Here is a 24,788-nt window from a genome sequence, read left to right on the forward strand (position 1 = left end):
CAATGGCAAAAATCACCCTTGATAACCTGGCGCATTCCTATTTGCCCAACCCCACCAGCGAAGATGATTTCGCGCTGAAAGAGCTGAACCACGACTGGGTGGACGGCGAAGCCTATGCGCTTTTGGGCGCGTCGGGCTGCGGGAAATCCACGTTGCTGAACATCATCTCGGGCCTGCTGCACCCCAGTCAGGGCCGCATCCTGTTCAACGACCGTGACGTGACCAACGACCCCACGACCAAGCGCAACATCGCGCAGGTTTTCCAGTTTCCGGTGGTCTATGACACGATGACCGTGCGCGACAATCTGGCATTTCCCTTGCGTAACCGGGGTGCGGATGCGGCCTATGTCGCGCAGCGCGTGCAGCAGATCGCGGGGATGATCGGCATGGAAGACATGCTGAACCGCAAGGCGCGCGGGTTGACGGCGGATGCGAAGCAGAAAATCTCGCTCGGGCGGGGGATGGTGCGCGAGGACGTGAACGCGCTGCTGTTTGACGAGCCGCTGACCGTGATCGACCCCCATATGAAGTGGGAACTGCGCACGCAGTTGAAATCACTGCACCATGAATTCGGTCACACGATGATTTATGTGACCCACGACCAGACAGAGGCGCTGACCTTTGCGGATAAGGTTGTCGTTATGTATGACGGCCGCGTTGTCCAGATGGGCACCCCGCAAGAGCTGTTCGAGACACCACAGCACACGTTTGTGGGCTATTTCATCGGCTCGCCCGGTATGAATGTGCTGGACGCGACGGTGACCGGCGACAAGGCCGTCATTGGCGGCCACGAGATCGACTTGGGCCACGGCTTTGCGCCGCTGGACGGCAAGGTCGAACTGGGCGTGCGCCCCGAATTCACACGGCTTGCCACGGGCGAGGCGGGGCTGCCTGTCACGATCAAGCGGATCGAGGACGTGGGCCGCCACAAGATCGTGCGTGCTGACTTTAATGGCAATGAAATCAACGTGATCGCCGAAGAAGGTGCCGAGATTTCTCCGGATATGAACCGCATTGTTTTCGACCCTGCCGGGGTGAATGTCTATGCCAACAGCTGGCGCGTTGCGCCGCAGGGGGCCTAAGATGATCCAATCCGCCGCTTTCCCGCTGACCCTCGCTGAAAGGACCGCGTCATGAACAAGACCGTCAATCAAAAGGCCTGGTTCCTTGTGTTGCCTGTGCTGCTGCTGGTGGCTTTCTCTGCCGTGATCCCGCTGATGACCGTGGTGAACTATTCGGTGCAGGATACCTTCGGGAACAACCAGTTCTTCTGGGCTGGCCTCGACTGGTTCCGCGAGATGATTGAATCCGAGCGGATGTGGAACGCCTTGGGCCGCCAGATCGCGTTTTCGGTGATCATTCTGGCGATTGAAATCCCGCTGGGGATCTTTGTGGCGCTGAACATGCCCAAGAAAGGGTTCTGGGCCTCGCTGTGTCTGGTCCTGATGTCGCTGCCGCTGCTGATCCCGTGGAACGTTGTGGGCACCATCTGGCAAATCTTTGGCCGCGTGGACATTGGCCTGTTGGGCTACACGCTGTCGGCCTTGGGCATCGACTATAACTACACTCAGGATTTCTATGCCGCATGGATCACTGTGATCGTAATGGATGTCTGGCACTGGACGTCACTGGTGGCGCTGCTGGCCTATGCCGGCCTGCAATCCATCCCCGACGCCTATTATCAGGCGGCCAAGATTGACCAGGCGAGCCGCTGGAAAGTCTTCCGCTACATCGAGCTGCCCAAGATGATGGGCGTTCTGATGATCGCGATCCTGCTGCGGTTTATGGACAGCTTCATGATTTACACCGAACCGTTCGTCGTGACGGGCGGGGGGCCTGGTAACTCTACCACCTTCCTGTCGATCGATCTGGTCAAGATGGCGCTCGGACAGTTTGACCTTGGTCCTGCGGCGGCGTTCTCGATCATGTATTATCTGGTGATCCTGCTGATCTCCTATGTGTTCTACACCGTGATGACGAACCTTGATAAAAGGGATGGCCACTGATGTCTGATCTTGCACAAAAAAGAGGGTTTGCCTTGCCCAAGATCAAGGGCAATGCGATTGTCATGGCGCTCTATCTGCTGTTCTTGCTGCTGCCGATCTATTGGCTGCTGAACATGAGCCTCAAGACCAACACAGAGATCCTCAACAGCTTTACGCTGTGGCCGCGTGATCTGACCTTCGACAACTATATGACGATCCTGACGGATGCGTCATGGTACACGGGCTATCTGAACTCGATGGCTTATGTGGTGATGAACATGGTGATCTCGCTCGCGGTGGCGCTGCCGGCGGCCTATGCCTTCTCGCGCTACAGTTTCATGGGCGACAAGCACCTGTTCTTCTGGCTGCTGACCAACCGGATGGCCCCGCCCGCGGTTTTCGCGCTGCCATTCTTCCAGCTTTATAGCTCCGTCGGCTTGTTCGACACGCATATTGCTGTGGCGCTGGCGCATTGTCTGTTCAACGTGCCGCTGGCGGTGTGGATCCTCGAAGGGTTCATGCGCGGCGTCCCGAAAGAGATCGACGAGACGGCCTATATCGACGGCTACAGCTTCCCGCGCTTTTTCATCCGTATCTTCACGCCGCTGGTCGCCTCGGGGATCGGGGTCACGGCCTTCTTCCTGTTCATGTTCAGCTGGGTTGAGCTGCTACTGAGCCGGACGTTGACCAGCGTGGACGCCAAGCCGATTGCCGCCACCATGACCCGTACCGTGGGTGCCGCCGGGATCGACTGGGGCGTGCTGGCCGCGGCAGGGGTGCTGACCATCGTGCCCGGTGCCCTGGTGATCTATTTCGTGCGCAACTACATCGCCAAAGGCTTTGCCTTGGGCCGCGTTTAACAAAGAAAGACCGGAGGAAACATTATGGACTGGATGGCTTGGACTTGGCCCACCGCCGCTTTCTTTGGGATCATCGCGGTGACGCTGATCACCTTTACGATCCTTGCAATCAAATTCCCCGAAGTGCCGCGCGCCGGTATACTGGGGATGGAAACGACGCGCGGTGACCGGTTGTTCATCACGCTTCTGGGCTCGGCCTTTATCAATCTGGCTTGGCTCGGGCTGCTCAGTGCGCCCCAATGGGGGGCATTGGTTGTCTGCCTTTTCTATGCCATCGCGGTTTTCCGCTGGGTCTAGGAAAGGAAAATAAGGGGGGCCGGCCTGCAAGAACCGGACCTCTCAAATGTTCAATTCTAGGGAGGAACATCATGAACTTGCGCTTAAAGGGAACGACTGCGATCGGGCTTGCGGCTTGCATGTTTGCCGCACCTGCGTTCGCCGACATGGAGGCCGCAAAGGCTTTCCTTGATAAGGAAATCGGCGATCTCTCCGCGCTGTCGCGGGAAGACCAAGAAGCCGAACTGCAGTTCTTTATCGACGCTGCAAAACCGTTTGAAGGCATGTCGATCAACGTCGTGTCCGAGACAATCGGCACGCACACCTACGAATCCACCGTTCTGGCCCCCGCTTTCGAAGCGATCACCGGCATCAAGGTCACCCATGACCTGATCGGCGAAGGTGACGTTGTCGAAAAGCTGCAAACGCAAATGCAGTCGGGCGAGAACATCTATGACGCCTATATCAACGATTCCGACCTGATTGGGACGCACTGGCGCTATCAGCAAGCCCGCAACCTGTCCGACTGGATGGAAGGCGAAGGCAAGGCCGTGACCAACCCCGGTCTCGACCTCGAAGATTTCATCGGCCTGTCGTTCACGACCGGTCCCGATGGCAAGATCTACCAGCTGCCCGACCAGCAGTTCGCGAACCTGTATTGGTTCCGCTACGATTGGTTCAACGACGAACAGAACAAGGCTGATTTCAAAGAGAAATATGGCTACGATCTGGGTGTTCCGGTCAACTGGTCCGCATATGAGGACATCGCCGAATTCTTCACCGGTCGCGACCTGTCGCGTCTTGGCGTCGAAGGCGAAGTCTTTGGCAACATGGACTACGGCAAGAAAGACCCGTCGCTTGGCTGGCGCTACACCGATGCGTGGCTGTCGATGGCCGGTGCCGGTGACGTAGGCGAGCCAAACGGTCTGCCCGTCGACGAATGGGGTATCCGCGTCAACGAAAACTCGCAGCCTGTGGGGTCTTGCGTTGCGCGTGGCGGTGCCACAAACGGGCCAGCAGCGGTCTATGCTGTGACCAAAGCGATCGAATGGCTGCAGAAGTATTCGCCTCCGGCGGCTGCGGGCATGACCTTCTCTGAGGCGGGCCCAATTCCGGCGCAGGGCAACGTGGCCCAGCAGATGTTCTGGTACACCGCCTTTACCGCCGCGTCGGTAGAGCCTGACCTGCCCGTGATGAACGAAGATGGCACGCCGAAATGGCGCATGGCACCTTCGCCCCACGGTGCATATTGGACCGAAGGCACCAAGATCGGGTATCAGGATGCCGGGTCGTGGACGCTGATGAAATCCACGCCGGTCGACCGTGCACAGGCCGCATGGCTCTATGCGCAGTTCGTCACCTCCAAGACTGTGGACGTCAAGAAAAGCCACGTTGGCCTGACCTTCATCCGTGAATCGTCGATCCAGCACGAAAGCTTTACAGAGCGTGCACCGAAACTGGGTGGTCTGGTTGAATTCTACCGTTCGCCCGCGCGCGTTCAGTGGTCGCCAACCGGTACCAACGTGCCTGACTATCCAAAGCTGGCGCAGCTGTGGTGGCAGAACATCGGCGACGCCATGTCCGGTGCGAAGACACCTCAGGAAGCGCTGGATGCCCTGTGCGCCGATCAGGAAAAAGTCCTGATCCGTCTGGAGCGTGCCGGCGTTCAAGGGGACATTGGCCCCAAGATGAACGAAGAGCGTGACCCAGAGTACTGGCTGTCCCAGCCCGGTTCGCCCAAAGCGAAACTGGAAAGCGAAGACGAAGAGCCACAGACCATCGCCTATGATGAGCTGATCAAATCCTGGCAGTAAGCCACTCTTTCCGGGGCCGGTTCGCTGGCCCCGGAACCTTTGATTTTCCAACAACGCCGACATCCGTCATTGCCCTGACATCTGGTCGGGCCTGCCGACCCTTGCTAGGATACGGCACCATCTGACGGTTGCTACACTTCCAAAGGGACGCGCATGACGTATATCCTTGCCATTGACCAAGGCACCACCTCCACACGGGCCATCGTTTACGATGACACGATGACGTCGATTGCCAACGCCCAGGAAGAATTCCCCCAGCATTTCCCCCAGTCCGGCTGGGTTGAACATGATCCCGATGATCTGTGGCGCACCACGCAGGCGACCTGCCGCGGGGCGATCGACAAGGCAGGGATCACGGCAGGCGATATCGCCGCCATCGGCATCACCAACCAGCGCGAGACCGTTGTGGTCTGGGACAAGCAGACCGGCCGCCCGATCTATAACGCCATCGTCTGGCAGGACCGCCGCACCGCGAGCCAGTGCCGTACCCTGCGCGACGCGGGCCACGAAGAGATGTTCACCGACCGCACCGGCCTGCTGCTGGACCCGTATTTCTCGGGCACAAAACTCGCGTGGATACTGGACAATGTCGAAGGCGCGCGCGACCGTGCCGCCAAGGGCGAGCTGCTGTTCGGCACCGTCGATTGCTTCTTGATCTGGAAGCTGACCGGCGGGGCGTCCCATGCGACCGATGCCACCAACGCCGCGCGCACCATGCTTTATGACATCCGCAAAGGCCGGTGGAGCCGGTCGATCTGTGACCTGCTCGAAATCCCGATGGAGATGTTGCCAGAGGTCAAGAACTGTGCCGATGATTTCGGCCATACCGATCCCGATGTTCTGGGCGCTGCCGTGCCGATCCACGGGGTCGCGGGCGACCAGCAGGCGGCCACGGTGGGGCAGGCGTGTTTCGAGCCGGGGATGCTGAAATCCACCTACGGTACGGGCTGTTTCGCGCTGATGAACACGGGCGACACGCCGGTGCGGTCGGAAAACCGGCTGCTCACCACCATTGCCTATCAATTCGACGGCAAGCCGACCTACGCGCTCGAAGGATCGATCTTTGTCGCGGGGGCCGTGGTGCAATGGCTGCGCGACGGTTTGCAGATCATTCAGGATTCGGCCGAGACGCAAGGGCTGGCCGAACAGGCGGATCCGCATCAGAACGTGGTATTGGTGCCGGCCTTTGTCGGGCTGGGTGCGCCCTATTGGAACCCCGATTGTCGCGGCGCGGTCTTCGGGCTGACCCGTGGCACGGGGCCCGCCGAAATGGCCCGCGCGGCGCTGGAAAGCGTCGGCTACCAGACGCGCGACCTGCTTGAAGCGATGTCTGCCGACTGGAAAGCAGATGGCGTGCAGCCCACCTTGCGCGTCGATGGCGGCATGTCTGCCAGCGACTGGACCATGCAATTCCTGTCCGACATCATCGCCGCTCCCGTTGACCGGCCCACCGTGCATGAAACCACCGCCCTCGGGGTCGCGTGGCTTGCGGGGATGCACGCGGGCGTTTATCCTGATCAGGAACAGTTCGCGAAATCGTGGACACAGGAAACCCAATTCACGCCGAAAATGGACGATGACCAGCGCGACGCGAAATATGCGCTCTGGAAAAAGGCCGTTGACGCGACCCTGAATTTTTAAGGAACTCCCCATGACAGCCCCAACGCTTCGCCGGTATCTGACCCAAAACAGCTTTGACCCCGATCTGGTGTTTCTGCTGGAAGACATCGCATCGGCGTCGCGACTGATCGCCGGTCTCGTGCGTCGTGGTGCATTCGAGGGCAACCTTGGTGCCGCCGGAGAGATCAACGTGCAGGGCGAAGCGCAAAAGACGCTGGATATCATGGCCAATGACGTGTTCGAGCGTGAGTGTGCCAACAGCGCGCGTGTCGCCGCACTTGTGTCGGAAGAGGTGGAAGAGGTTACTTGGCTGAAAGAGCCGCAAAAGGGCGACTACCTGCTGTATTTCGATCCGCTGGACGGGTCGTCGAACCTTGATGTGAACCTGTCGGTGGGGTCGATCTTCTCGGTCATGCAGGTGCAGGCCGATGGTGACCGCAACGTGCTGCACAACGGCCGTAACCAGATTTGCGCTGGCTATGCGATCTACGGCCCCTCGACCATGTTTGTGGTGACCAAAGGCAACGAGGTTGCAGGCTTCAGCAGCGATCCGGACACGGGCGAATTCAGCCTGACGCACCCCAAGATGACCGTGCCCGCCGAGACGTCGGAATATGCGATCAACACGTCACGCGCACGCTATTGGTATGCCCCCGTCAGCCGCTATGTGGACGAGGCTGTCGCCGGCAAGGAAGGCCCCCGTGGCCGGTCGTTCAACATGCGCTGGACCGCGTCCATGGTCGCGGATGTGCACCGTATCCTCACGCGTGGCGGCGTCTTTCTGTACCCCGCTGACAGCAACAACCAGAAAACCGGCGGCAAGCTGCGTCTGATGTACGAGGCGAACCCGATGGCGATGGTGATTGAAGCGGCAGGCGGTGCTGCGTCGACGGGGCAGGGCGCGATTATGGATGTCGCCCCCACGGCACCGCACCAGCGCGTTCCGGTGATCCTTGGCTCGCGCGACGAGGTTGCCGTGCTTGACAGCTACCACAAAGACGCCGCTGACAGCTAAGCCGATGTTCTCGTTCTTCTCTCCGCAAGCGCTGTATTTCGGGCGTGGACAGGCCGCGCAGACGGCCACGCTGGCTGCTGGCTTTGGGGCGCGTGTGCTGATCGTGCACGGGGCCAATGCAGCGCGCGCGGCTTGGTTGGTCGAGGATTGCCGCGCGGCGGGTCTGTCGGTCACCACACAAAGCTGCGGGTCCGAGCCAAGCCTGCCAGCGTTGGAGGCCGCACTCGCCCGTGTGTCCGCAGATCGGCCGGATGTGGTTGTCGCACTTGGCGGCGGATCGGTGATCGACTTTGCCAAGGCACTCGCGGCGCTGATCCCCTGCGCGGGGGCACCGCTGGACTACCTCGAAGGGGTAGGGGGCGGTAAACCGCTCGACCGCGCACCTTTGCCGATGATCGCGCTGCCGACCACGGCGGGCACGGGGGCAGAGGTCACCAAGAACGCGGTGATTGCCGTGCCGGAACACGGGGTCAAGGTCAGCCTGCGCGACGCGCGGATGATTCCCGATATCGCCATCGTGGATGCCGGGCTGATGCAGGGCGCACCGCGCCGCGTCACCCTTGCGGCGGGGCTGGATGCGGTCACGCAGGTGATCGAACCTTATCTGTCGGTCAAAGCGACGCCGATGACGGATGCGCTGTGTCAGGCGGCGATCCCCAAGGGGCTGGCCGCCCTGCGCGCCGTGGTTGAACAAGACGCAGCGGAAGCGTGGGACGATATGGCCTGGGTCAGCACCTGCGGTGGCTTGGCCTTGGCGAATGCGGGGCTGGGGGCGGTGCATGGTTTTGCCGGTGTGCTCGGCGGCCAGACCGGCGCGCCACACGGAGAGATTTGCGGCGCGCTTCTGCCCGCGGTGCTGGCGTCTCACTTCGACAAGGCAGAGGCCGGCACGCAGGTTCACACGCGGTTGATGTGGGTGCTTGGGCTGATCGATGCGACATTCGACGTTCAAGACGGGGCAGGGATCGCCGCCCTGCGCGATTGGTCCCGTCAGATGGGGCTGCGGAGGCTGGCGGAAATGGGACTGAACCCCGAGGATCACGCAGAGGTGGCACGCCTCTCCGCCGGTGCATCCTCAATGAAGGGTACGCCCTTCGCGCTGACGCAGGACGAACTGATCGCCATCCTGCGCGCCTGACGCCTGTCGGGGCGGGTTACAGCCCCAGCGATTTGCGCAGCATGTTCAGCGCCACGAGGATCAGGAAGACCGCGAACACCCGTTTCAACGGTTTCGGGTCCATCGCATGGGCCAGTTTAACCCCCAGCGGCGCGGTGATCAGCGTCATGGCGATGACAATGGCAAAGGTGGGCAGGTTCACCGCCCCCACCGTCAGCGGCGGGCTGTTGGGCGCGGCATCCACCAGCAGGAACCCGATGACAGAGGGCACGGCGATCAGCACGCCAAACCCCGCAGCCGTCGCCACGGCACGGTGGATCGGCACGTTGAACAGGCTCATCAGCGGCACGCCGAAACTGCCCCCGCCGATCCCCATCAGCACCGATAGAAACCCGACAGAGGGTGACAGCGCCGCGCGCGCGGCCCCACGGGGCATCGCCTGTCCCAAGCGCCAATGCGCCCGTCCAAAAGCCATATAAAGCCCGACGACCAGCGCCAGCCCGCCAAAGATGCCCTGCAAGACGCTCGTGCGCAGCTGTGCCACCACCAGCATCCCGATGATGGCCCCGATCACGATCCCCGGTGCCCATGTCTTGAGGATCGCCCAATCGACCGCGCCCTTTTTATTGTGGCTGTGCACCGACCGCAGCGAGGTCACGATGATCGTCGCCAGCGAGGTCGCCAGGCACATCTGCATGAGCTGCGGGCTGTCATAGCCAAGCGCTTGAAACGCATAGAAAAACGCGGGCACCAAGACGATGCCGCCACCGACACCCAGCAGCCCCGCCAGCACACCGGCAAAGGCACCGATGGCCATGATCATAAGGACAATCTGCAGAAGGAGGGTGGGGTCTTGCATGGGGGCGATCCTGAATGTCGTAGGGTTGCCCCTGTTGCTATACCGCTTCTTGCGCCTCGGCCAGTGTTTGCATCGCGTCCAGCGCCTCTAGCAGCACCTGACGGTCGGCACCGGGGCGGGAGGCTTGCTCGGACAGGGTGCGCCGCCAGACCCGTGCGCCGGTGCGACCGGCAAAGAGCCCCATCATATGGCGGGTGATCTGGTTCAGCTTGCCGCCGCCGTCGATATGCGCGTCGATATAGGGCAGCATCTGCGCCACGACATCCTCGGGCGTGGTGTCTGCGCCGGTGCCGTAAATGCGGCGATCCGCCTGCGCCAGAATATCGGTCGGGTTATGATAGGCGCTGCGCCCGATCATCACGCCATCCAAACCGGCGTCCAGAAACGCCTCTGCCTGATCAAGCGAGGTGATGCCTCCGTTGATCGAGATATGCAGGTTTGGGAACAGCCCTTTCATCCGGTGCACCAGTTCGTAGTCCAAGGGGGGAATGTCGCGGTTTTCCTTGGGGCTGAGCCCCTGCAGCCACGCCTTGCGCGCGTGGATTGTCACCCGTTCACAACCCGCGCCGACGATCTGCGCCAGAAACTCGGGCAGCACCTCGGCGGGGTTCTGGTCATCCACGCCGATCCGGCATTTGACGGTCACGTCCACATCCACCGCGCGGCGCATCGCCGCGACGGATTTCGCCACCAGCGCCGGTTGCTCCATCAGCACCGCGCCAAAACAGCCCGATTGCACGCGATCCGACGGGCAGCCGACATTCAGGTTGATCTCGTCATACCCCGCCTGCGCCCCGATCCGCGCCGCCTCTGCCAGCTCGTCCGGGTCAGACCCGCCAAGCTGCAAGGCCACGGGATGTTCCGAGGTATCGTGATCCAGCAAATGCAACGCGCCGCCGCGTACCAAGGCAGGCGAGGTGACCATTTCGGTATACAGCAACGTCTGCTTTGAAAACAGCCGGTGCATGTAGCGACAATGCCGGTCGGTCCAGTCCATCATAGGGGCGACCGAAAGCCGTGCGGCGCGGGTGAGATCGGATCTATGTCCCATGATGGTCTAAGCCTTATCGTCTATCGAGCTGGAAATATGGGGGTTCGGGAGGGTCAATGCTATAGCGGGGCGGGCATGGCAAGGGGCAGGGGGCCGATATCACGCGCCCGTTGTTTGCCTAAATCCGCGACATTGGGCCGGAATGTGCAGGGCCTGATACGTTTATTACCCTGATTTTGCCCAAATACTGCCATATCTTAACACTTATATCACACTGTCGGAGCCAAACTACCGACAGGCGACCGAGAATCGAATCGACCGGCGCACAAATTGAACGACCCGAGAGATGGCAGAGATGGACATGACAGATACAGCGCAAGACCCGCAGACCAATATCCTTCGCTTCGTGCCCGCAGCAGCAACATGGCAATGCGTGACCGTGGCGCAGCATTTTGGGGCGACCCCCGTGGTGCCAGCGGCGAATGACAATTACGCCCCGCAAGATCACGAAGGGGCCCAGACCAGCAGCGAAATGCTTGATTTCCTGTACCGCGTGGCCCGCTGAATCATCTTCAACGGTCCGGACAGTTCGCCAGATCAGCCCGTGCTGTCGCGCTTGAGCCGCGCAGAACGGCCCCCCCGCCGTTTCGTTAACGCACCCGCCCGCGATGGCAGCTCTGCCATGATGCTGCGGCGCTCTTCGGGCGTCATACGCGACCACGCGCCGATCTCGTCAATGGATCGGTAACATCCTGTGCACAGGCGCGTCTCGGGATGCACCACGCAAAGTTTCACGCAGGGGCTTTCGACTTCGTTCCGCTTCCAGATCTCGTCACTCATCGCTTTATCCTCGCGCTGTCGCGCTTATGTGGCTTCAGGCCGACGCGCCCTGCGCCTTGATCACACGCAAACGGTCCAGCACGCCTTGCAGAATATAGCCCGCGGCCACGTGGTCGATCACCTCGGCGCGGCGGCGACGCGATGTATCGGCCTCCAGCAGCGCACGTTCCGCGGCGACCGTGCTCAGCCGTTCATCCCAGAACCCGATGGGAATATCTCCCAGCCGGTCAAAGTTCCGCGCAAAGGCCCGTGTCGACTGACAGCGCGCCCCTTCCGATCCGTCCATATTGCGCGGCAGGCCCAGCACGACCCCGCCGATCCCGCGGGCGGCAATGATCTCTGACAGGCGGGCGGCATCAACCCCGAATTTCTTGCGGCGCACGGTTTCCAGCGGGGTGGCAATCGACAGAAAACTGTCGCTGACCGCAACGCCGATGGTCTTTTCCCCAAGGTCCAGCCCGATCAACGCCTGCATCGGGGGCAGGGCGGCGGCAAAACCTGATATGTCGTCATAGATCATTCGGTCACCCCGGCGCGTTCGCCCGCGCGTTGAATATCATCCATCGCGGCGGGGTCATCGGCAAAGACCTCTACCGCATTCTCGTAAATCGCCCGCGCCCTTGCCGTTTCCCCAAGAACGCCAAGCGATGTGATCAACCGCGCCCAATCCTCGACCGGCCCGCCCTGGCTGGCAAGCCGCGACGACAGGCTTTCGACCATGCCGCCGATCATCTCCATCCGTTCGGCAGGGGTCATATCCTGCGCCGCGTCGATATCTTCGGCCGAGGGGCCGCGCAGCGCGCCGCTACCAATTTCGGGCACGGTATAGTCCACACCGGCCATCGTGGCGATAGGGGTGATCTGCGCCAGAATAGGCGCGATCCACGGAGCATCTTCGGGGCCGCGGCGCAGCAACCCGTCCCACATGCGGAACGCCAGATCAGGGCGCCCGGTTTGCACCAGCATCAGCCCCCAATAATACCGCGCCGTGCCGTTTTCGACATCACGGGTCAGCACCGCGCGCAACACCGCTTCTGCTTCGGGCGAGACATAGCCCCCCGCCGCCATCACCAGCAGCTCCGCATAGCCCGACACATCGTCAATCGAGGCCTCCGCCCCCTTGAGGCGCACAACCTTGCCCTGCGCGGCGGCGGCGGCGGCATAGTTGCCAACGCGCGCCTCGTTCTGGGCCAGCAGGACATGGCCCTGCACATCATCGGGCCGCGCGGCAACCGTTTCGCGCAGGCGGGTCAGCAGCGCTTCATATTCGGGGCTGAGCTCGGGCGGCAAATCGGCGTCGGGTAGCTCTGCCTCGGCGGTGGCCTGATCGGGTCGGTTCCGGCGCATGTCTTCGGCCCGCGCGATACGGTCCTGCAACGCCAGATCCCCATAGCCGGGCGCACCCAACTGCCAGTAGAGCCCAAGGCTCCCGCCCAGCAAGACCAGCGCGATCACCACGATGACGACAGGCGACGGCGTGCCACTTGCGGCGGGAATATTTTGTCCGGCAGCATCCGCGGCCAGAATACGGCGCGAGATTTCGGTGCGCACGCGGATGGCGTCGGCTTCGGGCAACACCCCGCGCGCGACATCGCGTTCAACCTCGGCCAGCTGGTCGCGATAGACCTGCACATCATGGGCGGCACCGGTCTCGGCTGGCGCGCTGGCCCCACGGGTCAGGGCACGCGCCAGCAACACGGTCACAAGGGCGGCTCCGGCGGCGGCGATGATCCAGAAACTCATAAAGATGCGGTCCAGTAATTATAGCTGCTGCACACCTAACCGCTGCGGCGGCGTGACAAAAGAGGCCATATTGCTGCACCTTGTCGCGGTGGCGGCTTGGTTTTTGCCAGATTGCGGCGGATGTCGTAAAACTGTTAAGGAATGCCGCGCCGGGTATCCTCTTTTTCGCCCGAAGACCCAGAAAGAAGCCAAGCCTACGCCACGGCGTACGAATCTTTGCCGGAGACCGCTTTCATGAAGAAATACTCAGCCTTTGCCGTCGCCCGCGAAGCCCTGCGCCATCATACCGGCTGGCAGCGGGCCTGGCGCGATGCACAGCCGAAGAAACGCTATGACGTGATCATCGTCGGGGCCGGGGGGCATGGTCTGGCGACGGCCTATTACCTGGGTAAAAACTTCGGCATCACCAATGTCGCCATTCTGGAAAAAGGCTGGCTCGGGGGCGGCAACACGGGCCGCAACACCACCATCATCCGGTCCAACTACCTGCAAGACCCCTCCGCCGCGATCTATGAAAAGGCGCGGTCGCTTTACGAGACGATGAGCCAGGATCTGAACTATAACGTCATGTTCAGCCCGCGCGGCGTGATCATGCTGGCGCAGACCCATCACGAAGTGCGCGGCTATCAGCGCACGGCCCATGCCAACGCGCTGCAGGGGGTGCAGACCGAATTCATCGGGCCCGAAAAGGTCAAGGAACTGGTGCCGATCATCAATATCGACGGGCCACGTTATCCGGTTCTGGGCGGGCTCTGGCAGCGCCGTGGCGGCACGGCACGCCATGATGCGGTGGCCTGGGGCTATGCGCGGGCCTGTTCCGACATGGGCATGGACGTGATCCAGAAATGCGAGGTCATCGGCATCCGTCAGGAAAACGGCAAGGTGACGGGCGTGTCGACCAACCGTGGCGATATCGACTGTGACAAGCTGGGCATGGTGGTCGCCGGCCACTCTGGTCATCTGGCTGATATGGCAGGCTTCCGTCTGCCGATCGAATCTGTCGCCCTGCAAGCGCTGGTGTCAGAGCCGATCAAACCCTGCATGGATGTCGTGGTCATGGCCAATACGGTGCATGGCTACATGAGCCAGTCCGACAAGGGCGAGATGGTGATCGGCGGCGGGACGGATGGCTATAACAACTACACCCAACGCGGCTCTTTCCACCATATCGAGGAAACGGTCCGCGCCCTGGTCGAGACCTTCCCGATGGTGTCCCGTCTCAAGATGTTGCGCCAATGGGGCGGCATTGTGGATGTGACGGGGGACCGCTCTCCGATCCTGTCCAAAACGCCGGTCGAGGGCGTCTTCGTCAACTGTGGCTGGGGCACCGGCGGGTTCAAGGCGATCCCCGGCTCGGGCTGGGCCATGGCCGAGCTGATGGCCAAGGGACGGTCGCCGCTGACGGATGCCTTCGGCCTGAACCGGTTCCAAGAAGGGCGGTTCATCGACGAATCCGTGGCCGCCGGGGTGGCGCATTGATCGGCGCGCGGAAACCTGCCCGCCCTATGGGGCTGTGGAACTTTTTGCCCGTGAACGGGGTTTGCACTTCATATCAAGTTTATGAAGGACCATTTCCATGGCTACGCCTGACAACAACCAAGCGCCACACACCACCGTCAACAAAACCAGCGGCACCGGATCGGGGATCGTCATCGGCGTTCTCGTCGTTCTGGTCCTTGGCTTCGGCTTTTACTTCTTCGCCGGTGGCAACCCGATGGACGACTCTGGCGACATCAACGTCAATGTCGAAGGCGCGGCTGATGGTGCTGCCGATGCCGTTGAAGGCGCGGCCGAGGAAGCAACCGGCAACTAAGCCGCTTTCCACTCTATCCAATATGATCAAGGCTGGCCCTCGCACGGGGGCTGGCCTTTTTGCGTTTCAACCGACCCTAGAAAGGAGCGCCCCATGCTGACCCTGACATGCCCCAACTGCGGCATCACCGCCGAGGAAACCGAATTCCACGCGGGCGGCGAGGCGCATCTGAAACGTTTTGGTCCGGGGTCCTCGGATAGCGACTTCGAAAAATACCTGTTCATGCGGGAAAACCCCAAGGGCGTGCATTTTGAACGCTGGCGGCATGTCTATGGCTGTGGCAAATGGTTCCACGCCGCGCGCGATACCATGACGCTCGAAGTCTTCGGCACCTATACCGCCCAGACCAGCACGGTCCCGCAAGAGATCATCGACAAGATACAGGACCGTCGCCCCGATTGGCAGGCCTCCGCCGCCCCATGACCGCCGCCGTTCTTCATTTTGCCAAGAAAACTCCCGCCGGAGGCGCCCGCGCTTTCGCCCCACACCAAGGTTTGACTTCATGAGCACCAGAATTGCCACAGGCGGCCGCCTGCTGAACAAATCAAATGCTGTCAGTTTTTCGTTCAACGGAAAGCAGCTGCGCGGCTTCGAGGGCGATACCCTGGCCTCGGCCTTGCTGGCGAATGACCAGATGCTGGTGGGGCGGTCGTTCAAATACCACCGTCCGCGCGGCATCGTGGCGGCGGGCCCGGAAGAACCCAACGCGCTGGTGAACCTCGGGCAGGGCGACCGGTTCGAGCCCAACCAACGCGCCACGACCACCGATCTTTTCGACGGGCTCAAGGCGGAAAGCCAGAACCACTGGCCCAGCCTCGAATTCGACGTTGGCGCGATCAACAAACACCTGAGCCGCTTTCTGCCCGCGGGCTTCTACTACAAGATGTTCATCCACCCGCGCCCCTTCTGGAAGCATGTCTACGAGCCGATCATCCGCCACTCTGCCGGTCTGGGCAAAGCGCCCAAGGAGACCGATGGCGATACCTATGAGCATTTCCACGCCTTTTGCGATGTGCTGATCATCGGCGGCGGTGTCGCAGGGCTAGAGGCCGCGCGCACCGCGGCCCTGTCCGGTGCCAAGGTCATCGTGCTGGAACAGACCGCCCATTGGGGCGGCCGCGCGCCCGTGGATGGCGGCACGGTCGATGGCACGCCTGTCGCCGATTTCATTGACGCGCTGGTGGCAGAGCTGTCGGGGATGGAAAACGTCACCCTGCGCACCCGTGTCATGGGGGCGGGCGTCTATGACCACGGCTATGTGCTGGGCTATGAACGTCTGACGGACCACGCGCCCGAGACTGCCGGGCCGCGCCACCGGCTCTGGCGCATTCGCGCAGGTCATATCGTGACCGCCACCGGCGCGATTGAACGGCCTTTGTCCTTTGCTGGCAATGACATCCCCGGCGTGATGCTGGCCGCATCTGTGCGGGATTATCTGGTGAACTATGGCGTGTCGGTCGGGGATCGCACGGTGGTGGTCACCAATAACGACGACGCCTACCGCACCGCCATCGCCTTGACCGAGGCCGGTCTGACCGTGCCCGCCATTTTGGATGCCCGCGTGCTGCCGCAGGATTCCGCGCTGATGACGCGCGCCAAAGATCTGGGCATTCGGGTGATGATGGGTCATGCCGTGGCGCGGGTGACGGGCGGCAAACGCGTCACAGGCGTAGAGGTGTGCAGCCAAGCGGGCGAGGGTGCGGTGCTTGAAACCTTCCCCTGTGACGCCGTGGCCATGTCCGGCGGCTGGTCGCCGGTGGTGCATCTGTGGTCCCATTGCGGCGGCAAGCTGACCTGGGATACCGCGGGGGCCATGTTCCGCCCCGATGTGAACAATCCGCCGCTGGGGGCGGACGGGCATGGTTTTGTCACCGCTGCCGGTGCCGCGGGTGGGTTCTTTGCGCTGGATGATATCTTGCACGACGCCCATGCCGCCGCGGATGGGGTGGTCACGACGCTGGGGTTCAAGCTGCCCGCCGATGCCGTCTCGCCGAATGCCGACCGGCAAGAGGAAGCGCCGCTCGCCCCCGTGTGGATGATGCCGCAAGGCGCAAATGTGAAGCTGCGCGAGAAGACGTGGCTGGATTATCAGAACGATGTCAAAGTGTCAGACGTGCGGCTTGCCGCGCAAGAAGGCTTTGTCAGCGTCGAACACGCCAAACGCTATACCACGCTTGGCATGGCGACGGATCAGGGGAAGCTCAGCAATATCAACGGACTGGCAACACTGGCGGGCGCGATGGACGCGGATATTCCCGCCGTTGGGACCACCACTTTCCGCCCGCCGTACCACCCGATTTCGATGGGCGCGATCGCGGGCGAGGCGCGTGGCGATGTGTTCCAGCCGATCCGCCGTACCCCGCTGCATGACTGGCACGACGCGAACGGCGCCGAATGGGAGCCCGTCGGCCAGTGGCGACGCCCCTATGCCTATCCGCGCAAGGGCGAAACCACCCATGACGCGGTGATGCGCGAGGTCAGCAACACGCGCAGCAAACTGGGGATGCTTGATGCCTCCACCCTTGGCAAGATCATCGTCAAGGGACCGGACGCGGGGCGCTTCCTCGACATGCTATACACCAATATGATGAGCACGCTGAAACCGGGTAAATGCCGCTATGGCCTGATGTGTTCGGAAAACGGGTTCCTGATCGACGATGGTGTCGTTGCGCGGATCGATGACGACACCTTCCTGTGCCATACAACGACGGGCGGCGCGGAAAGCATCCACCAGCATATGGAAGAATGGCTGCAGACCGAGTGGTGGGATTTCAACGTCTATGTTGCCAATGTCACCGAGCAATATGCGCAGATCGCCGTGGTCGGCCCCAATGCACGCAAATGTCTGGAAAAGCTGGGCGGCATGGATGTCAGCAAGGACGCGCTGGCCTTTATGGAGTGGGCGGACGGCACGCTGGGGGGCTTCAAGTGCCGCGTTTACCGTATCTCTTTCTCGGGCGAGCTGAGCTACGAGATCGCGGTGGATGCGGGGCAGGGACAGGCCTTCTGGGATGCGCTGATGGTGGCGGGCAATGATCTGGGCGTGATGCCCTATGGGACCGAATGTCTGCACATCCTGCGCGCCGAAAAGGGCTTTATCATGATCGGCGACGAAACCGACGGTACTGTGATCCCGCAGGATCTGGGGTTGAACTGGGCGATCTCGAAAAAGAAGGATGACTATCTGGGCAAGCGCGCGCAGCAGCGGTCCCATATGGTGGACCCGACGCGCTGGAAACTGGTGGGGCTGGAAACAACCGACGGCAGCACCCTGCCGGACGGGGCCTATGCCGTAGGCGAGGGCGAGAACGAGAACGGCCAGCGCAATATGATCGGGCGCGTTACCTCGACCTATCATTCGCCGACGTTGGGCAAGGGGATCGCGATGGGGCTGGTCCTGAACGGGCCGGACCGCATGGGCGAGGTGATCGATTTCCCCGGGACCGACGGCAAGACCTATCAGGCGAAAATCGTCGATCCGGTATTCTATGACAAAGAAGGGGCCAAGCAAAATGTCTGAGGCGGTAAGCGCATTGAAAGCGGCGGAATTCACCGGCGGCATTGCCGAGGTGACCCTGATGGATCCGATTGGCATGATCTCTGTCCGCGGGGATCTGGGGGCGGGCTATATGAAGAAGGCGCTGAAAAAGGCCGTCGGCCTGGGCCTTCCCGACACCCGCAGCGTCCAGATCAACGGGGATCGCGGTGTCGCGTGGATGTCACCGGACGAGCTGTTGTTGCTCTGCCCCTACGATCAGGTCAGCGACACCATCGACATGCTGACCAAATGCTTTGGTAGCAATCACACGTTGGCGGTCAATGTATCCGATGCGCGGGCGGTGTTTCGCATCAGCGGGACGCACAGCCGTGATGTGCTGGCCAAGCTCGCCCCGGTGGATCTGTCGCCAGACAGTTTCACCCCCGGCATGATCCGCCGCACGCGGCTGGCGCAGGTGCCGGCGGCGTTCTGGATCGAGGACGGCGACAGCTTCCGTTTGGTCTGCTTCCGCTCGGTCGCGCAATATGTGTTTGATCTGCTTAAAACCGCGGCACAGCCCGGGTCCGCCCCCGAATATTATAGCACCGCGCGGTAAGCCGCTGGTCAGGGGCAGGGCGGCAGACTGACGGGAACATTCGCCCCAGCCAGCCGTTTTACCCTTAAGCGGGTGACGAAAGAAGCGCCCCGTCAGCTGTGCCGGTTTCCCCCTTGCGGGTCGATCAGCACTTGACCTTATGACGGGACGGGCTTCATGTGACCCAGACGCAATTCAATAACGGAGGCTTTTCTCATGGCTTTTACTCTTCCTGATCTTCCCTATGCCCACGATGCGCTTGCATCCAAAGGTATGTCCAAGGAAACGCTGGAATATCACCACGATAAGCACCACAACGCCTATGTGACCAACGGCAATAAAGCCATTGAAGGCACCGAGTGGGAAGGCAAGACCCTCGAGGAAATCATCAAGGGCACCTACAACCCTGACGCGGTTGCGCAAAGCGGTATCTTCAACAACATCAGCCAGCTGTGGAACCACAACCAGTTCTGGGAAATGATGTCCCCCGAAGACAGCAAAATGCCGTCCGAGCTGGAAAAAGCGATCACCGAAAGCTTTGGCTCTGTCGATAAGTTCAAGGATGAATTCAAGGCAGCGGGCGGCGGTCAGTTCGGCTCCGGTTGGGCGTGGCTGGTCAAGGACACCGACGGTGGCCTGAAAGTGACCAAGACCGAAAACGGCGTGAACCCTGTCTGTTTCGGTCAGACCGCACTGCTGGGCTGCGACGTTTGGGAGCACTCCTACTACATCGATTTCCGCAACGCGCGCCCCGACTACCTGTCGAACTTCCTCGACAATCTGGTCAACTGGGACAATGTCGCGTCGCGCATGTAATCGCGATATGATGGGTTAAGGCATCGCGCCAACCTGTTGAAATATTTATGTGAAAGGCCCTGCAGCATTCCGCTGTGGGGCCTTTTCTTGTGGAACCGCGGGCGTGATTGGGGCGTTTTACCCATGAACCCACAAGATGAGAAGGAGACCACGATGGCAGAGCGTCACAGATCGAAGGACGGCGTCAAGGAAACCGACAAATACATCAGCGAAGCCGATGATATTGACCATCAGGGCCGCTCGGGCGGGGGGCTGCAACGCGATGTCGGCACACAAGACGAAGAGAAACAGGTGGTCGACAAACCCGGCGCTGACACCCGCGTCACTGGCGAAGACAAACGCAACCACGGAGAAGACGCATGACCAAGATTGAAAATGGCACTTGGGTGCTGATCGCAGACGGTGAAAAAGCGCTGTTCATGGTGAATGAAACCGACGGAGAGGATCCGTTCCTGCAGGTCTTCCGCGAGGAAGAGCAGGACAACCCGCCCAACCGCGATCAGGCCGCCAATCGTCGTGGACGCTTCAACGATGGCCCGTCCGTGCACCGCTCGGCTGTGGACGACACCGACTGGCACCAGCTGTCCAAGGACCGCTTTGCCAGCGAGCTGGCGGATATCCTGTACAAACAGGCGCATAAGGGCAGGTTCGATAAGATCATTCTGGTCGCACCGCCGAACACTCTGGGCGAGTTGCGTCACGAGATGCACAAAGAGGTCGCAGACAAAGTCGTGGGCGAAATCCCCAAGACGCTGACGAACCACCCCATCGAAGAGATCGAGAATATCGTGAAATCGACGCTTGAAACAGCGTGAGGATGTGGCCGCATAGCAACAGTCGAACTCTGGCTATGCGGCCGGATCTATGGGTATTCGGGTTGCCGCAGGGCGGTGATTTGAACGGGCATCCAACCGTGGGTGCCCTTTGCTGTATCGCGCGTGCTAGCGGCGAACGGGGAGTATGGCATCGGCCGCTTTAACCTACCGCCTATAGCACTCCTGATCCTGCTTCGCCGCCGATCAACCCGATGCCGCGCAGGCGCTTTCTGCACTACCGCGCGAGGTGCCATGCGTACCTCTATGCGGTCAGGCTGCGGCGCAGAACGTCCAGCGCGCCGTCAACGTCATCGACCGTATCCACATAGCCAAGCAGGCTTTCTTCGGCAAAGCCGCGGGCGACGACATGATCCAGAAGCGCTGTGAGAGGATCCCAGTAACCATTTGTATTCAATAGAATTACCGGTTTCTGATGTAGCCCCAACTGGCGCCAGGTCAGCACTTCGAAGAGCTCGTCAAGTGATCCGGCACCGCCGGGCAGGACCACCACGGCATCGCAGTTCATGAACATCACCTTTTTGCGTTCATGCATGGTTTCGGTCACGACATAGGTGGTCAGATCGGTCTTTCCGACCTCCCATTTCACCAGATGATCGGGGATCACGCCAAAGGTCGTGCCGCCCGCCGTTTGTGCTGCGCGTGCAACGGTGCCCATTAGCCCCACGTCCCCCGCGCCATAGACCAGCCGCCAGTCGTTCTGCGCCAAAGCGCGTCCCAAAGCGTCGGCTTGTGCGGTATATTCGGGGTCATCACCGGGGCGCGAGCCGCAGTAAACACATACGGATTTCTGGATCATAAACGGGGGTCTTTTTTGCGAATATGCACATGGCATGCAGCTGCATTTTGACCCGTGATAGCCTGCTTGGTACAAGTCCTCAATGTGGGGAAGTTCAAAGGGATGAACGGGATGTCGGTGTTTCAAACGCGGGGTGCTCAGTTTGCGGGCGCCGCGCTGGTCGTGGCGGTTGCCGTTGCGGGATATATCTGGTCGCAAGATGCGGGTCCCGTCGTGCCGGATACGGCGAAAGACACCGCCGCCCAGCCAAAACCCGCGGCCCAGCCCTCCCCTCAGACCGCCACTGCACCCCAAGACACCAAGGCCGGCGCCACCGTTCCCCCTGCGCCGCAGACGCCTGACCCTGCCGCATCGCCCGCGACCCCGAGCTTTGACGAGGTGCGCCGCGAGGGGGACGGGATGACCGTGATCGCAGGCCGCGCAGCACCAGGGGCCCGCGTCAGCGTCATCAGCAACGGGGCAGAGGTCGCCAGCGCGCAGGCCGACCGCTCTGGCAAATTCGCCACACTTGCCATTTTGCCGCCCGATGGCAGCGGCAAGATCCTGAGCCTGAGCGCGGATGCCGAAACAGGCCCTGTCGCCTCGGTTGAGGAAGTTATCTTGGCCCCGATCACCGCGCCTGCCGTGGCGCAGGTGGCGCTGGCGGAACCAGCAGACGTATCCATAGACACCACATCAGAGGTCACATCAGAGGCCGCGCCAGACGACACGGCCCCTGAAGCAGCCTCCGCTCCGGTCGCGGAACCGCTGGGGGAAGCACCCGAGAACAGCGCCCCCGAGATGACCGAGGTCGCCGCCGTGACGCCGCAGCCCGATCCCGCGCGCCCGTCTGCTGATACCCCCGTCGCCCTGTTGAAATCCGACGCCGACGGTGTGGAATTACTGCCCGGCACCGCGCCCGAGGTGACCGACCGTATCGCGCTTGACACGATCACCTATTCCGATGAGGGCGAGGTCCGGCTGGCGGGGCGCGCACAGGCGCAGGCGTCTTCCGTGCGGGTCTATCTGGACAACCGCAGCGTCGGCGCGCTTGAGGTGGACCCCCAAGGCCGTTGGCGCGGCGATATCGAGGATATCAAGACCGGCATCTACACCCTGCGCGTGGATGAGCTGGATCAGGGCGGCGACGTGATCAGCCGCGTGGAAACCCCCTTTAAACGTGAATCCCCCGAGGTGCTGGCCCGTGCCACCGCAGACAACGACGGCCCGATCAGGGCGGTGACCGTGCAGGAAGGGGCCACGCTTTGGGCCATCGCCCGCGAACGCTATGGCGACCCGACGCTCTATGTGCGCGTCTTTGCCGCCAACCGCTCATCAATCCGCGACCCCGATCTGATCTACCCCGGTCAGGTCTTTGATCTGCCCGATTGACGAGCGGCTATGCAGACAGATGAAACTGCTGCACTGGCATGATCCGGCTGACGGCCCTATGTAAGGGGCAACCACACAGGATCGTTCATGTCAGCCGATAGCCCGCGCACTGCCAGCCAGCCCAAACCCGCCACCCAATATCCCATGACCGAAGAGGAGATCGCCCAAGCTGCAGAGCGGCAGTCGAACCTGCTTGTCTTGCGCAAGGTGGCACCCTACCTCTGGCCCGACGATATGCCCTGGGTCAAGAAACGCGTGGTCTGGGCGCTGATCTTCTTGGTGGTGTCCAAGCTGATTTCTGTTGTTATTCCTGTGCTTTACAAAGACGCGGTGGATGCTCTCGCGAATGAGGGCGTGCCGTTTCTGGCGCTTGGCGCGGTGGGGCTGACGATTGCCTATGGTATGGCCCGCGCGATGAACGTGGGCTTTCAACAGCTGCGTGACGCGGTCTTTGCCCGTGTCGGCCAGCGCGCCCTGCGGATGCTTGCGCTGGAGACGTTCGAGCATATCCACAAGCTGTCGATGCGCTATCACATCACGCGCAAGACCGGCGGGCTGAGCCGGATCATCGAACGTGGGGTCAAGGGTGTGGAATTCCTGCTGCGCTTCTTGCTCTTCTCGATCGGGCCGCTGATTCTGGAGCTGCTGCTGGTCGGCATCATCCTGACCGTGCTGTTTGACGCATGGTATCTGCTGATCGTGACAGTCACCATCGGGCTTTACGTCTGGTTTACCTTCGCGGTGACCGAGTGGCGCGTGAAGCTGCGCCGCCAGATGAACGACCGCGACACAGACGCCAACCAAAAGGCCATCGACAGCCTGCTGAACTATGAAACCGTCAAGTATTTCGTCGCCGAACAGCGCGAGGCGCAGCGTTATGACGCGGCGATGGCGGGCTATGAAGAGGCGGCGATCAAGACGAACTACTCGCTTGCCTTCCTGAACTTCGGCCAGTCGTTGCTGATCACCTGCGGGTTGGTCGGCGTGATGATCCTGGCCGCCATCGGGGTGCAGAACGGTGATCTTACCGTGGGGGATTTCGTCATGGTCAACGCCTATATGGTGCAGTTGACCGTGCCGCTGAACTTCCTTGGCACCGTCTATCGCGAAATCCGTCAGGCGCTGGTCGATATGGGGCAGATGTTCACGCTGCTTGATCAACCGGCCGAAATCTCGGACAAGCCTGACGCCCCTGCGCTGCAAGTTTCCGGCGGGCGTGTCACGCTGGACAACGTGCGCTTTGGCTATGACGACGACCGAGAGATCCTCAAGGGCGTGTCGATCGAAGCCGCCCCGGGAGAGATGGTGGCGATTGTCGGCTCTACCGGATCGGGGAAATCCACCGTCGGGCGTTTGCTGTTCCGGTTCTACGATGTGCAGGGCGGGGCCGTGCGTGTGGACGGGCAAGATGTCCGCGATGTGACCCAAGACAGTCTGCACCGCGCGATTGGCGTGGTGCCTCAGGATACCGTGCTGTTCAACGATACCATCGGCTATAACATCGCCTATGGCCGCGATAACGCCACGCAAGAAGACATCGAAGCCGCGGCGAAATCGGCGCAGATCCACGACTTTATCCAGCGTTTGCCCCACGGGTATGAAACCGCTGTGGGTGAACGCGGGCTGAAACTGTCGGGGGGGGAAAAGCAACGTGTCGGTATCGCGCGAACCCTGCTGAAAAACCCGCCGATCCTGCTGCTCGACGAAGCAACAAGCGCGCTGGATAGCGAGACGGAGCACGAGATTCAGGATGCCCTGCGTCAGGCGGGCAAGGGGCGCACGGTGCTAACCATCGCGCACCGCCTGTCCACCGTGGCCGAGGCCGACCGTATCGTCGTGCTGGAGCAAGGCGAGGTGGTCGAGCAGGGCACCCATGACGATCTGCTGGCACGCAACGGGCGTTACGCGCAACTGTGGCAACGCCAGCAATCCGAGGGCGAATAGCTGGCACCACAAAGGTTCG

25 protein-coding genes are annotated in these 24,788 nt (G+C 61.5%); 19 read left to right on the top strand and 6 right to left on the bottom strand.

Annotation, left to right across the window (positions count from 1 at the left end; all coding sequences use genetic code 11):
- Window positions 1–2: 2 nt before the first annotated feature.
- The 8 genes from ACTRWK_RS16500 to ACTRWK_RS16535 all read left to right on the top strand — a co-directional run bounded on the left by ACTRWK_RS16500 (window position 3) and on the right by ACTRWK_RS16535 (window position 8,708).
- A complete protein-coding gene (locus ACTRWK_RS16500) occupies window positions 3–1,082 on the top strand; it encodes an ABC transporter ATP-binding protein (RefSeq protein ID WP_064216008.1) in 1,080 nt (359 codons plus the stop codon).
- 51 nt (window positions 1,083–1,133) lie between these two features.
- Window positions 1,134–2,006 (top strand): carbohydrate ABC transporter permease, encoded by an 873-nt coding sequence (locus ACTRWK_RS16505; protein ID WP_037943909.1) that lies wholly within the window; start codon window positions 1,134–1,136, stop codon window positions 2,004–2,006.
- Entirely contained in the window at window positions 2,006–2,845 is an 840-nt protein-coding gene (locus tag ACTRWK_RS16510) for a carbohydrate ABC transporter permease (RefSeq protein WP_009826627.1), read from the top strand. Before ACTRWK_RS16505 ends, ACTRWK_RS16510 begins: the two co-directional genes overlap by 1 nt.
- A 24-nt stretch (window positions 2,846–2,869) precedes the next feature.
- Window positions 2,870–3,142: a DUF2160 domain-containing protein gene (locus ACTRWK_RS16515; protein WP_005852584.1), complete on the top strand. Its 273-nt coding sequence runs from the start codon at window positions 2,870–2,872 to the stop codon at window positions 3,140–3,142.
- A 71-nt stretch (window positions 3,143–3,213) separates the two neighbouring features.
- Complete coding sequence (locus ACTRWK_RS16520; RefSeq protein ID WP_037943910.1) at window positions 3,214–4,935, top strand: ABC transporter substrate-binding protein; 1,722 nt, start codon at window positions 3,214–3,216, stop codon at window positions 4,933–4,935.
- A 153-nt stretch (window positions 4,936–5,088) separates the two neighbouring features.
- Window positions 5,089–6,576: a glycerol kinase GlpK gene (glpK, locus tag ACTRWK_RS16525; protein WP_462844069.1), complete on the top strand. Its 1,488-nt coding sequence runs from the start codon at window positions 5,089–5,091 to the stop codon at window positions 6,574–6,576.
- Window positions 6,577–6,586: 10 nt separating this feature from the next.
- Window positions 6,587–7,570 (top strand): class 1 fructose-bisphosphatase, encoded by a 984-nt coding sequence (locus ACTRWK_RS16530; RefSeq protein WP_289082101.1) that lies wholly within the window; start codon window positions 6,587–6,589, stop codon window positions 7,568–7,570.
- A gap of 4 nt (window positions 7,571–7,574) precedes the next feature.
- Window positions 7,575–8,708, top strand: coding sequence for an iron-containing alcohol dehydrogenase (locus ACTRWK_RS16535; protein WP_289082109.1), 1,134 nt, complete (start codon window positions 7,575–7,577; stop codon window positions 8,706–8,708).
- A gap of 16 nt (window positions 8,709–8,724) precedes the next feature.
- Here ACTRWK_RS16535 and ACTRWK_RS16540 read toward each other — a convergent pair whose 3' ends face one another.
- The gene (locus tag ACTRWK_RS16540) at window positions 8,725–9,546 is read right to left on the bottom strand and encodes a sulfite exporter TauE/SafE family protein (protein WP_037962922.1); all 822 of its coding nucleotides are present in this window, start codon (window positions 9,544–9,546) and stop codon (window positions 8,725–8,727) included.
- 37 nt (window positions 9,547–9,583) lie between these two features.
- A complete protein-coding gene (gene dusA / locus ACTRWK_RS16545) occupies window positions 9,584–10,597 on the bottom strand; it encodes a tRNA dihydrouridine(20/20a) synthase DusA (protein ID WP_009826633.1) in 1,014 nt (337 codons plus the stop codon).
- A gap of 301 nt (window positions 10,598–10,898) precedes the next feature.
- On the opposite strand from dusA, the gene ACTRWK_RS16550 reads away from it, so the two are divergent.
- Window positions 10,899–11,102: a hypothetical protein gene (locus tag ACTRWK_RS16550; protein ID WP_235183771.1), complete on the top strand. Its 204-nt coding sequence runs from the start codon at window positions 10,899–10,901 to the stop codon at window positions 11,100–11,102.
- Between the two features lie 32 nt (window positions 11,103–11,134).
- Here the strand turns inward: ACTRWK_RS16550 and ACTRWK_RS16555 are convergent, their stop codons facing one another.
- From ACTRWK_RS16555 to ccmI, 3 genes are read right to left on the bottom strand one after another with little or no spacing between them, the layout of a single operon-like run.
- Window positions 11,135–11,377 carry a DUF1289 domain-containing protein gene (locus ACTRWK_RS16555; RefSeq protein WP_005852599.1) on the bottom strand — a complete coding sequence of 81 codons (243 nt, stop codon included), beginning with the start codon at window positions 11,375–11,377 and terminating at the stop codon, window positions 11,135–11,137.
- A gap of 34 nt (window positions 11,378–11,411) precedes the next feature.
- Window positions 11,412–11,897: a Holliday junction resolvase RuvX gene (gene ruvX / locus ACTRWK_RS16560; protein WP_289082100.1), complete on the bottom strand. Its 486-nt coding sequence runs from the start codon at window positions 11,895–11,897 to the stop codon at window positions 11,412–11,414.
- Window positions 11,894–13,120, bottom strand: a complete 1,227-nt coding sequence (gene ccmI, locus ACTRWK_RS16565; protein WP_340270606.1) for a c-type cytochrome biogenesis protein CcmI — start codon at window positions 13,118–13,120, stop codon at window positions 11,894–11,896. The genes ruvX and ccmI overlap by 4 nt, the downstream gene beginning before the upstream one ends.
- Before the next feature lie 234 nt (window positions 13,121–13,354).
- On the opposite strand from ccmI, the gene ACTRWK_RS16570 reads away from it, so the two are divergent.
- From ACTRWK_RS16570 to ACTRWK_RS16605, 8 genes are all read left to right on the top strand, one after another.
- Window positions 13,355–14,599: a sarcosine oxidase subunit beta family protein gene (locus ACTRWK_RS16570; protein WP_037944986.1), complete on the top strand. Its 1,245-nt coding sequence runs from the start codon at window positions 13,355–13,357 to the stop codon at window positions 14,597–14,599.
- A 97-nt stretch (window positions 14,600–14,696) separates the two neighbouring features.
- The gene (locus ACTRWK_RS16575) at window positions 14,697–14,933 is read left to right on the top strand and encodes a hypothetical protein (protein ID WP_005852605.1); all 237 of its coding nucleotides are present in this window, start codon (window positions 14,697–14,699) and stop codon (window positions 14,931–14,933) included.
- Between the two features lie 93 nt (window positions 14,934–15,026).
- Window positions 15,027–15,356, top strand: a complete 330-nt coding sequence (locus ACTRWK_RS16580; protein ID WP_009826638.1) for a sarcosine oxidase subunit delta — start codon at window positions 15,027–15,029, stop codon at window positions 15,354–15,356.
- A 79-nt stretch (window positions 15,357–15,435) separates the two neighbouring features.
- Window positions 15,436–18,453, top strand: a complete 3,018-nt coding sequence (locus tag ACTRWK_RS16585; RefSeq protein WP_462844070.1) for a sarcosine oxidase subunit alpha family protein — start codon at window positions 15,436–15,438, stop codon at window positions 18,451–18,453.
- Window positions 18,446–19,027 (top strand): sarcosine oxidase subunit gamma, encoded by a 582-nt coding sequence (locus ACTRWK_RS16590; RefSeq protein WP_462844071.1) that lies wholly within the window; start codon window positions 18,446–18,448, stop codon window positions 19,025–19,027. The genes ACTRWK_RS16585 and ACTRWK_RS16590 overlap by 8 nt, the downstream gene beginning before the upstream one ends.
- Before the next feature lie 195 nt (window positions 19,028–19,222).
- Window positions 19,223–19,822, top strand: a complete 600-nt coding sequence (locus ACTRWK_RS16595) for a superoxide dismutase (RefSeq protein WP_005852611.1) — start codon at window positions 19,223–19,225, stop codon at window positions 19,820–19,822.
- Between the two features lie 123 nt (window positions 19,823–19,945).
- The gene (locus ACTRWK_RS16600; RefSeq protein WP_009826641.1) at window positions 19,946–20,185 is read left to right on the top strand and encodes a hypothetical protein; all 240 of its coding nucleotides are present in this window, start codon (window positions 19,946–19,948) and stop codon (window positions 20,183–20,185) included.
- Window positions 20,182–20,637, top strand: a complete 456-nt coding sequence (locus tag ACTRWK_RS16605) for a host attachment family protein (protein ID WP_037943926.1) — start codon at window positions 20,182–20,184, stop codon at window positions 20,635–20,637. Before ACTRWK_RS16600 ends, ACTRWK_RS16605 begins: the two co-directional genes overlap by 4 nt.
- A 262-nt stretch (window positions 20,638–20,899) precedes the next feature.
- Here the strand turns inward: ACTRWK_RS16605 and ACTRWK_RS16610 are convergent, their stop codons facing one another.
- Window positions 20,900–21,454, bottom strand: a complete 555-nt coding sequence (locus tag ACTRWK_RS16610) for an LOG family protein (RefSeq protein ID WP_005852616.1) — start codon at window positions 21,452–21,454, stop codon at window positions 20,900–20,902.
- Between the two features lie 111 nt (window positions 21,455–21,565).
- On the opposite strand from ACTRWK_RS16610, the gene ACTRWK_RS16615 reads away from it, so the two are divergent.
- Both ACTRWK_RS16615 and ACTRWK_RS16620 read left to right on the top strand, forming a co-directional pair.
- Window positions 21,566–22,825, top strand: coding sequence for a LysM peptidoglycan-binding domain-containing protein (locus ACTRWK_RS16615; protein WP_462844072.1), 1,260 nt, complete (start codon window positions 21,566–21,568; stop codon window positions 22,823–22,825).
- 144 nt (window positions 22,826–22,969) lie between these two features.
- Window positions 22,970–24,769 carry an ABCB family ABC transporter ATP-binding protein/permease gene (locus ACTRWK_RS16620; protein ID WP_289082108.1) on the top strand — a complete coding sequence of 600 codons (1,800 nt, stop codon included), beginning with the start codon at window positions 22,970–22,972 and terminating at the stop codon, window positions 24,767–24,769.
- Window positions 24,770–24,788 lie beyond the last annotated feature (19 nt).

The sequence above is a fragment of the Sulfitobacter sp. G5_S2_6_S6 genome, from assembly GCF_054968505.1.

Excerpts from the sequence above, each read along its gene's own strand:
- ACTRWK_RS16540 (WP_037962922.1), bottom strand. The coding sequence starts at position 9,546 with ATGCAAGACCCCACCCTCCTTCTGCAGATTGTCCTTATGATCATGGCC.
- ACTRWK_RS16555 (WP_005852599.1), bottom strand. The coding sequence starts at position 11,377 with ATGAGTGACGAGATCTGGAAGCGGAACGAAGTCGAAAGCCCCTGCGTG.
- dusA (WP_009826633.1), bottom strand. The coding sequence starts at position 10,597 with ATGGGACATAGATCCGATCTCACCCGCGCCGCACGGCTTTCGGTCGCC.
- ACTRWK_RS16520 (WP_037943910.1), top strand. The coding sequence starts at position 3,214 with ATGAACTTGCGCTTAAAGGGAACGACTGCGATCGGGCTTGCGGCTTGC.
- ACTRWK_RS16575 (WP_005852605.1), top strand. The coding sequence starts at position 14,697 with ATGGCTACGCCTGACAACAACCAAGCGCCACACACCACCGTCAACAAA.
- ACTRWK_RS16515 (WP_005852584.1), top strand. The coding sequence starts at position 2,870 with ATGGACTGGATGGCTTGGACTTGGCCCACCGCCGCTTTCTTTGGGATC.
- ACTRWK_RS16570 (WP_037944986.1), top strand. The coding sequence starts at position 13,355 with ATGAAGAAATACTCAGCCTTTGCCGTCGCCCGCGAAGCCCTGCGCCAT.
- ACTRWK_RS16605 (WP_037943926.1), top strand. The coding sequence starts at position 20,182 with ATGACCAAGATTGAAAATGGCACTTGGGTGCTGATCGCAGACGGTGAA.
- ACTRWK_RS16505 (WP_037943909.1), top strand. The coding sequence starts at position 1,134 with ATGAACAAGACCGTCAATCAAAAGGCCTGGTTCCTTGTGTTGCCTGTG.
- ccmI (WP_340270606.1), bottom strand. The coding sequence starts at position 13,120 with ATGAGTTTCTGGATCATCGCCGCCGCCGGAGCCGCCCTTGTGACCGTG.
- ACTRWK_RS16610 (WP_005852616.1), bottom strand. The coding sequence starts at position 21,454 with ATGATCCAGAAATCCGTATGTGTTTACTGCGGCTCGCGCCCCGGTGAT.
- ACTRWK_RS16600 (WP_009826641.1), top strand. The coding sequence starts at position 19,946 with ATGAACCCACAAGATGAGAAGGAGACCACGATGGCAGAGCGTCACAGA.
- ACTRWK_RS16510 (WP_009826627.1), top strand. The coding sequence starts at position 2,006 with ATGTCTGATCTTGCACAAAAAAGAGGGTTTGCCTTGCCCAAGATCAAG.
- glpK (WP_462844069.1), top strand. The coding sequence starts at position 5,089 with ATGACGTATATCCTTGCCATTGACCAAGGCACCACCTCCACACGGGCC.
- ACTRWK_RS16595 (WP_005852611.1), top strand. The coding sequence starts at position 19,223 with ATGGCTTTTACTCTTCCTGATCTTCCCTATGCCCACGATGCGCTTGCA.
- ACTRWK_RS16590 (WP_462844071.1), top strand. The coding sequence starts at position 18,446 with ATGTCTGAGGCGGTAAGCGCATTGAAAGCGGCGGAATTCACCGGCGGC.
- ACTRWK_RS16530 (WP_289082101.1), top strand. The coding sequence starts at position 6,587 with ATGACAGCCCCAACGCTTCGCCGGTATCTGACCCAAAACAGCTTTGAC.
- ACTRWK_RS16620 (WP_289082108.1), top strand. The coding sequence starts at position 22,970 with ATGACCGAAGAGGAGATCGCCCAAGCTGCAGAGCGGCAGTCGAACCTG.
- ACTRWK_RS16500 (WP_064216008.1), top strand. The coding sequence starts at position 3 with ATGGCAAAAATCACCCTTGATAACCTGGCGCATTCCTATTTGCCCAAC.
- ACTRWK_RS16535 (WP_289082109.1), top strand. The coding sequence starts at position 7,575 with ATGTTCTCGTTCTTCTCTCCGCAAGCGCTGTATTTCGGGCGTGGACAG.
- ACTRWK_RS16550 (WP_235183771.1), top strand. The coding sequence starts at position 10,899 with ATGACAGATACAGCGCAAGACCCGCAGACCAATATCCTTCGCTTCGTG.
- ACTRWK_RS16585 (WP_462844070.1), top strand. The coding sequence starts at position 15,436 with ATGAGCACCAGAATTGCCACAGGCGGCCGCCTGCTGAACAAATCAAAT.
- ACTRWK_RS16580 (WP_009826638.1), top strand. The coding sequence starts at position 15,027 with ATGCTGACCCTGACATGCCCCAACTGCGGCATCACCGCCGAGGAAACC.
- ruvX (WP_289082100.1), bottom strand. The coding sequence starts at position 11,897 with ATGATCTATGACGACATATCAGGTTTTGCCGCCGCCCTGCCCCCGATG.
- ACTRWK_RS16615 (WP_462844072.1), top strand. The coding sequence starts at position 21,566 with ATGTCGGTGTTTCAAACGCGGGGTGCTCAGTTTGCGGGCGCCGCGCTG.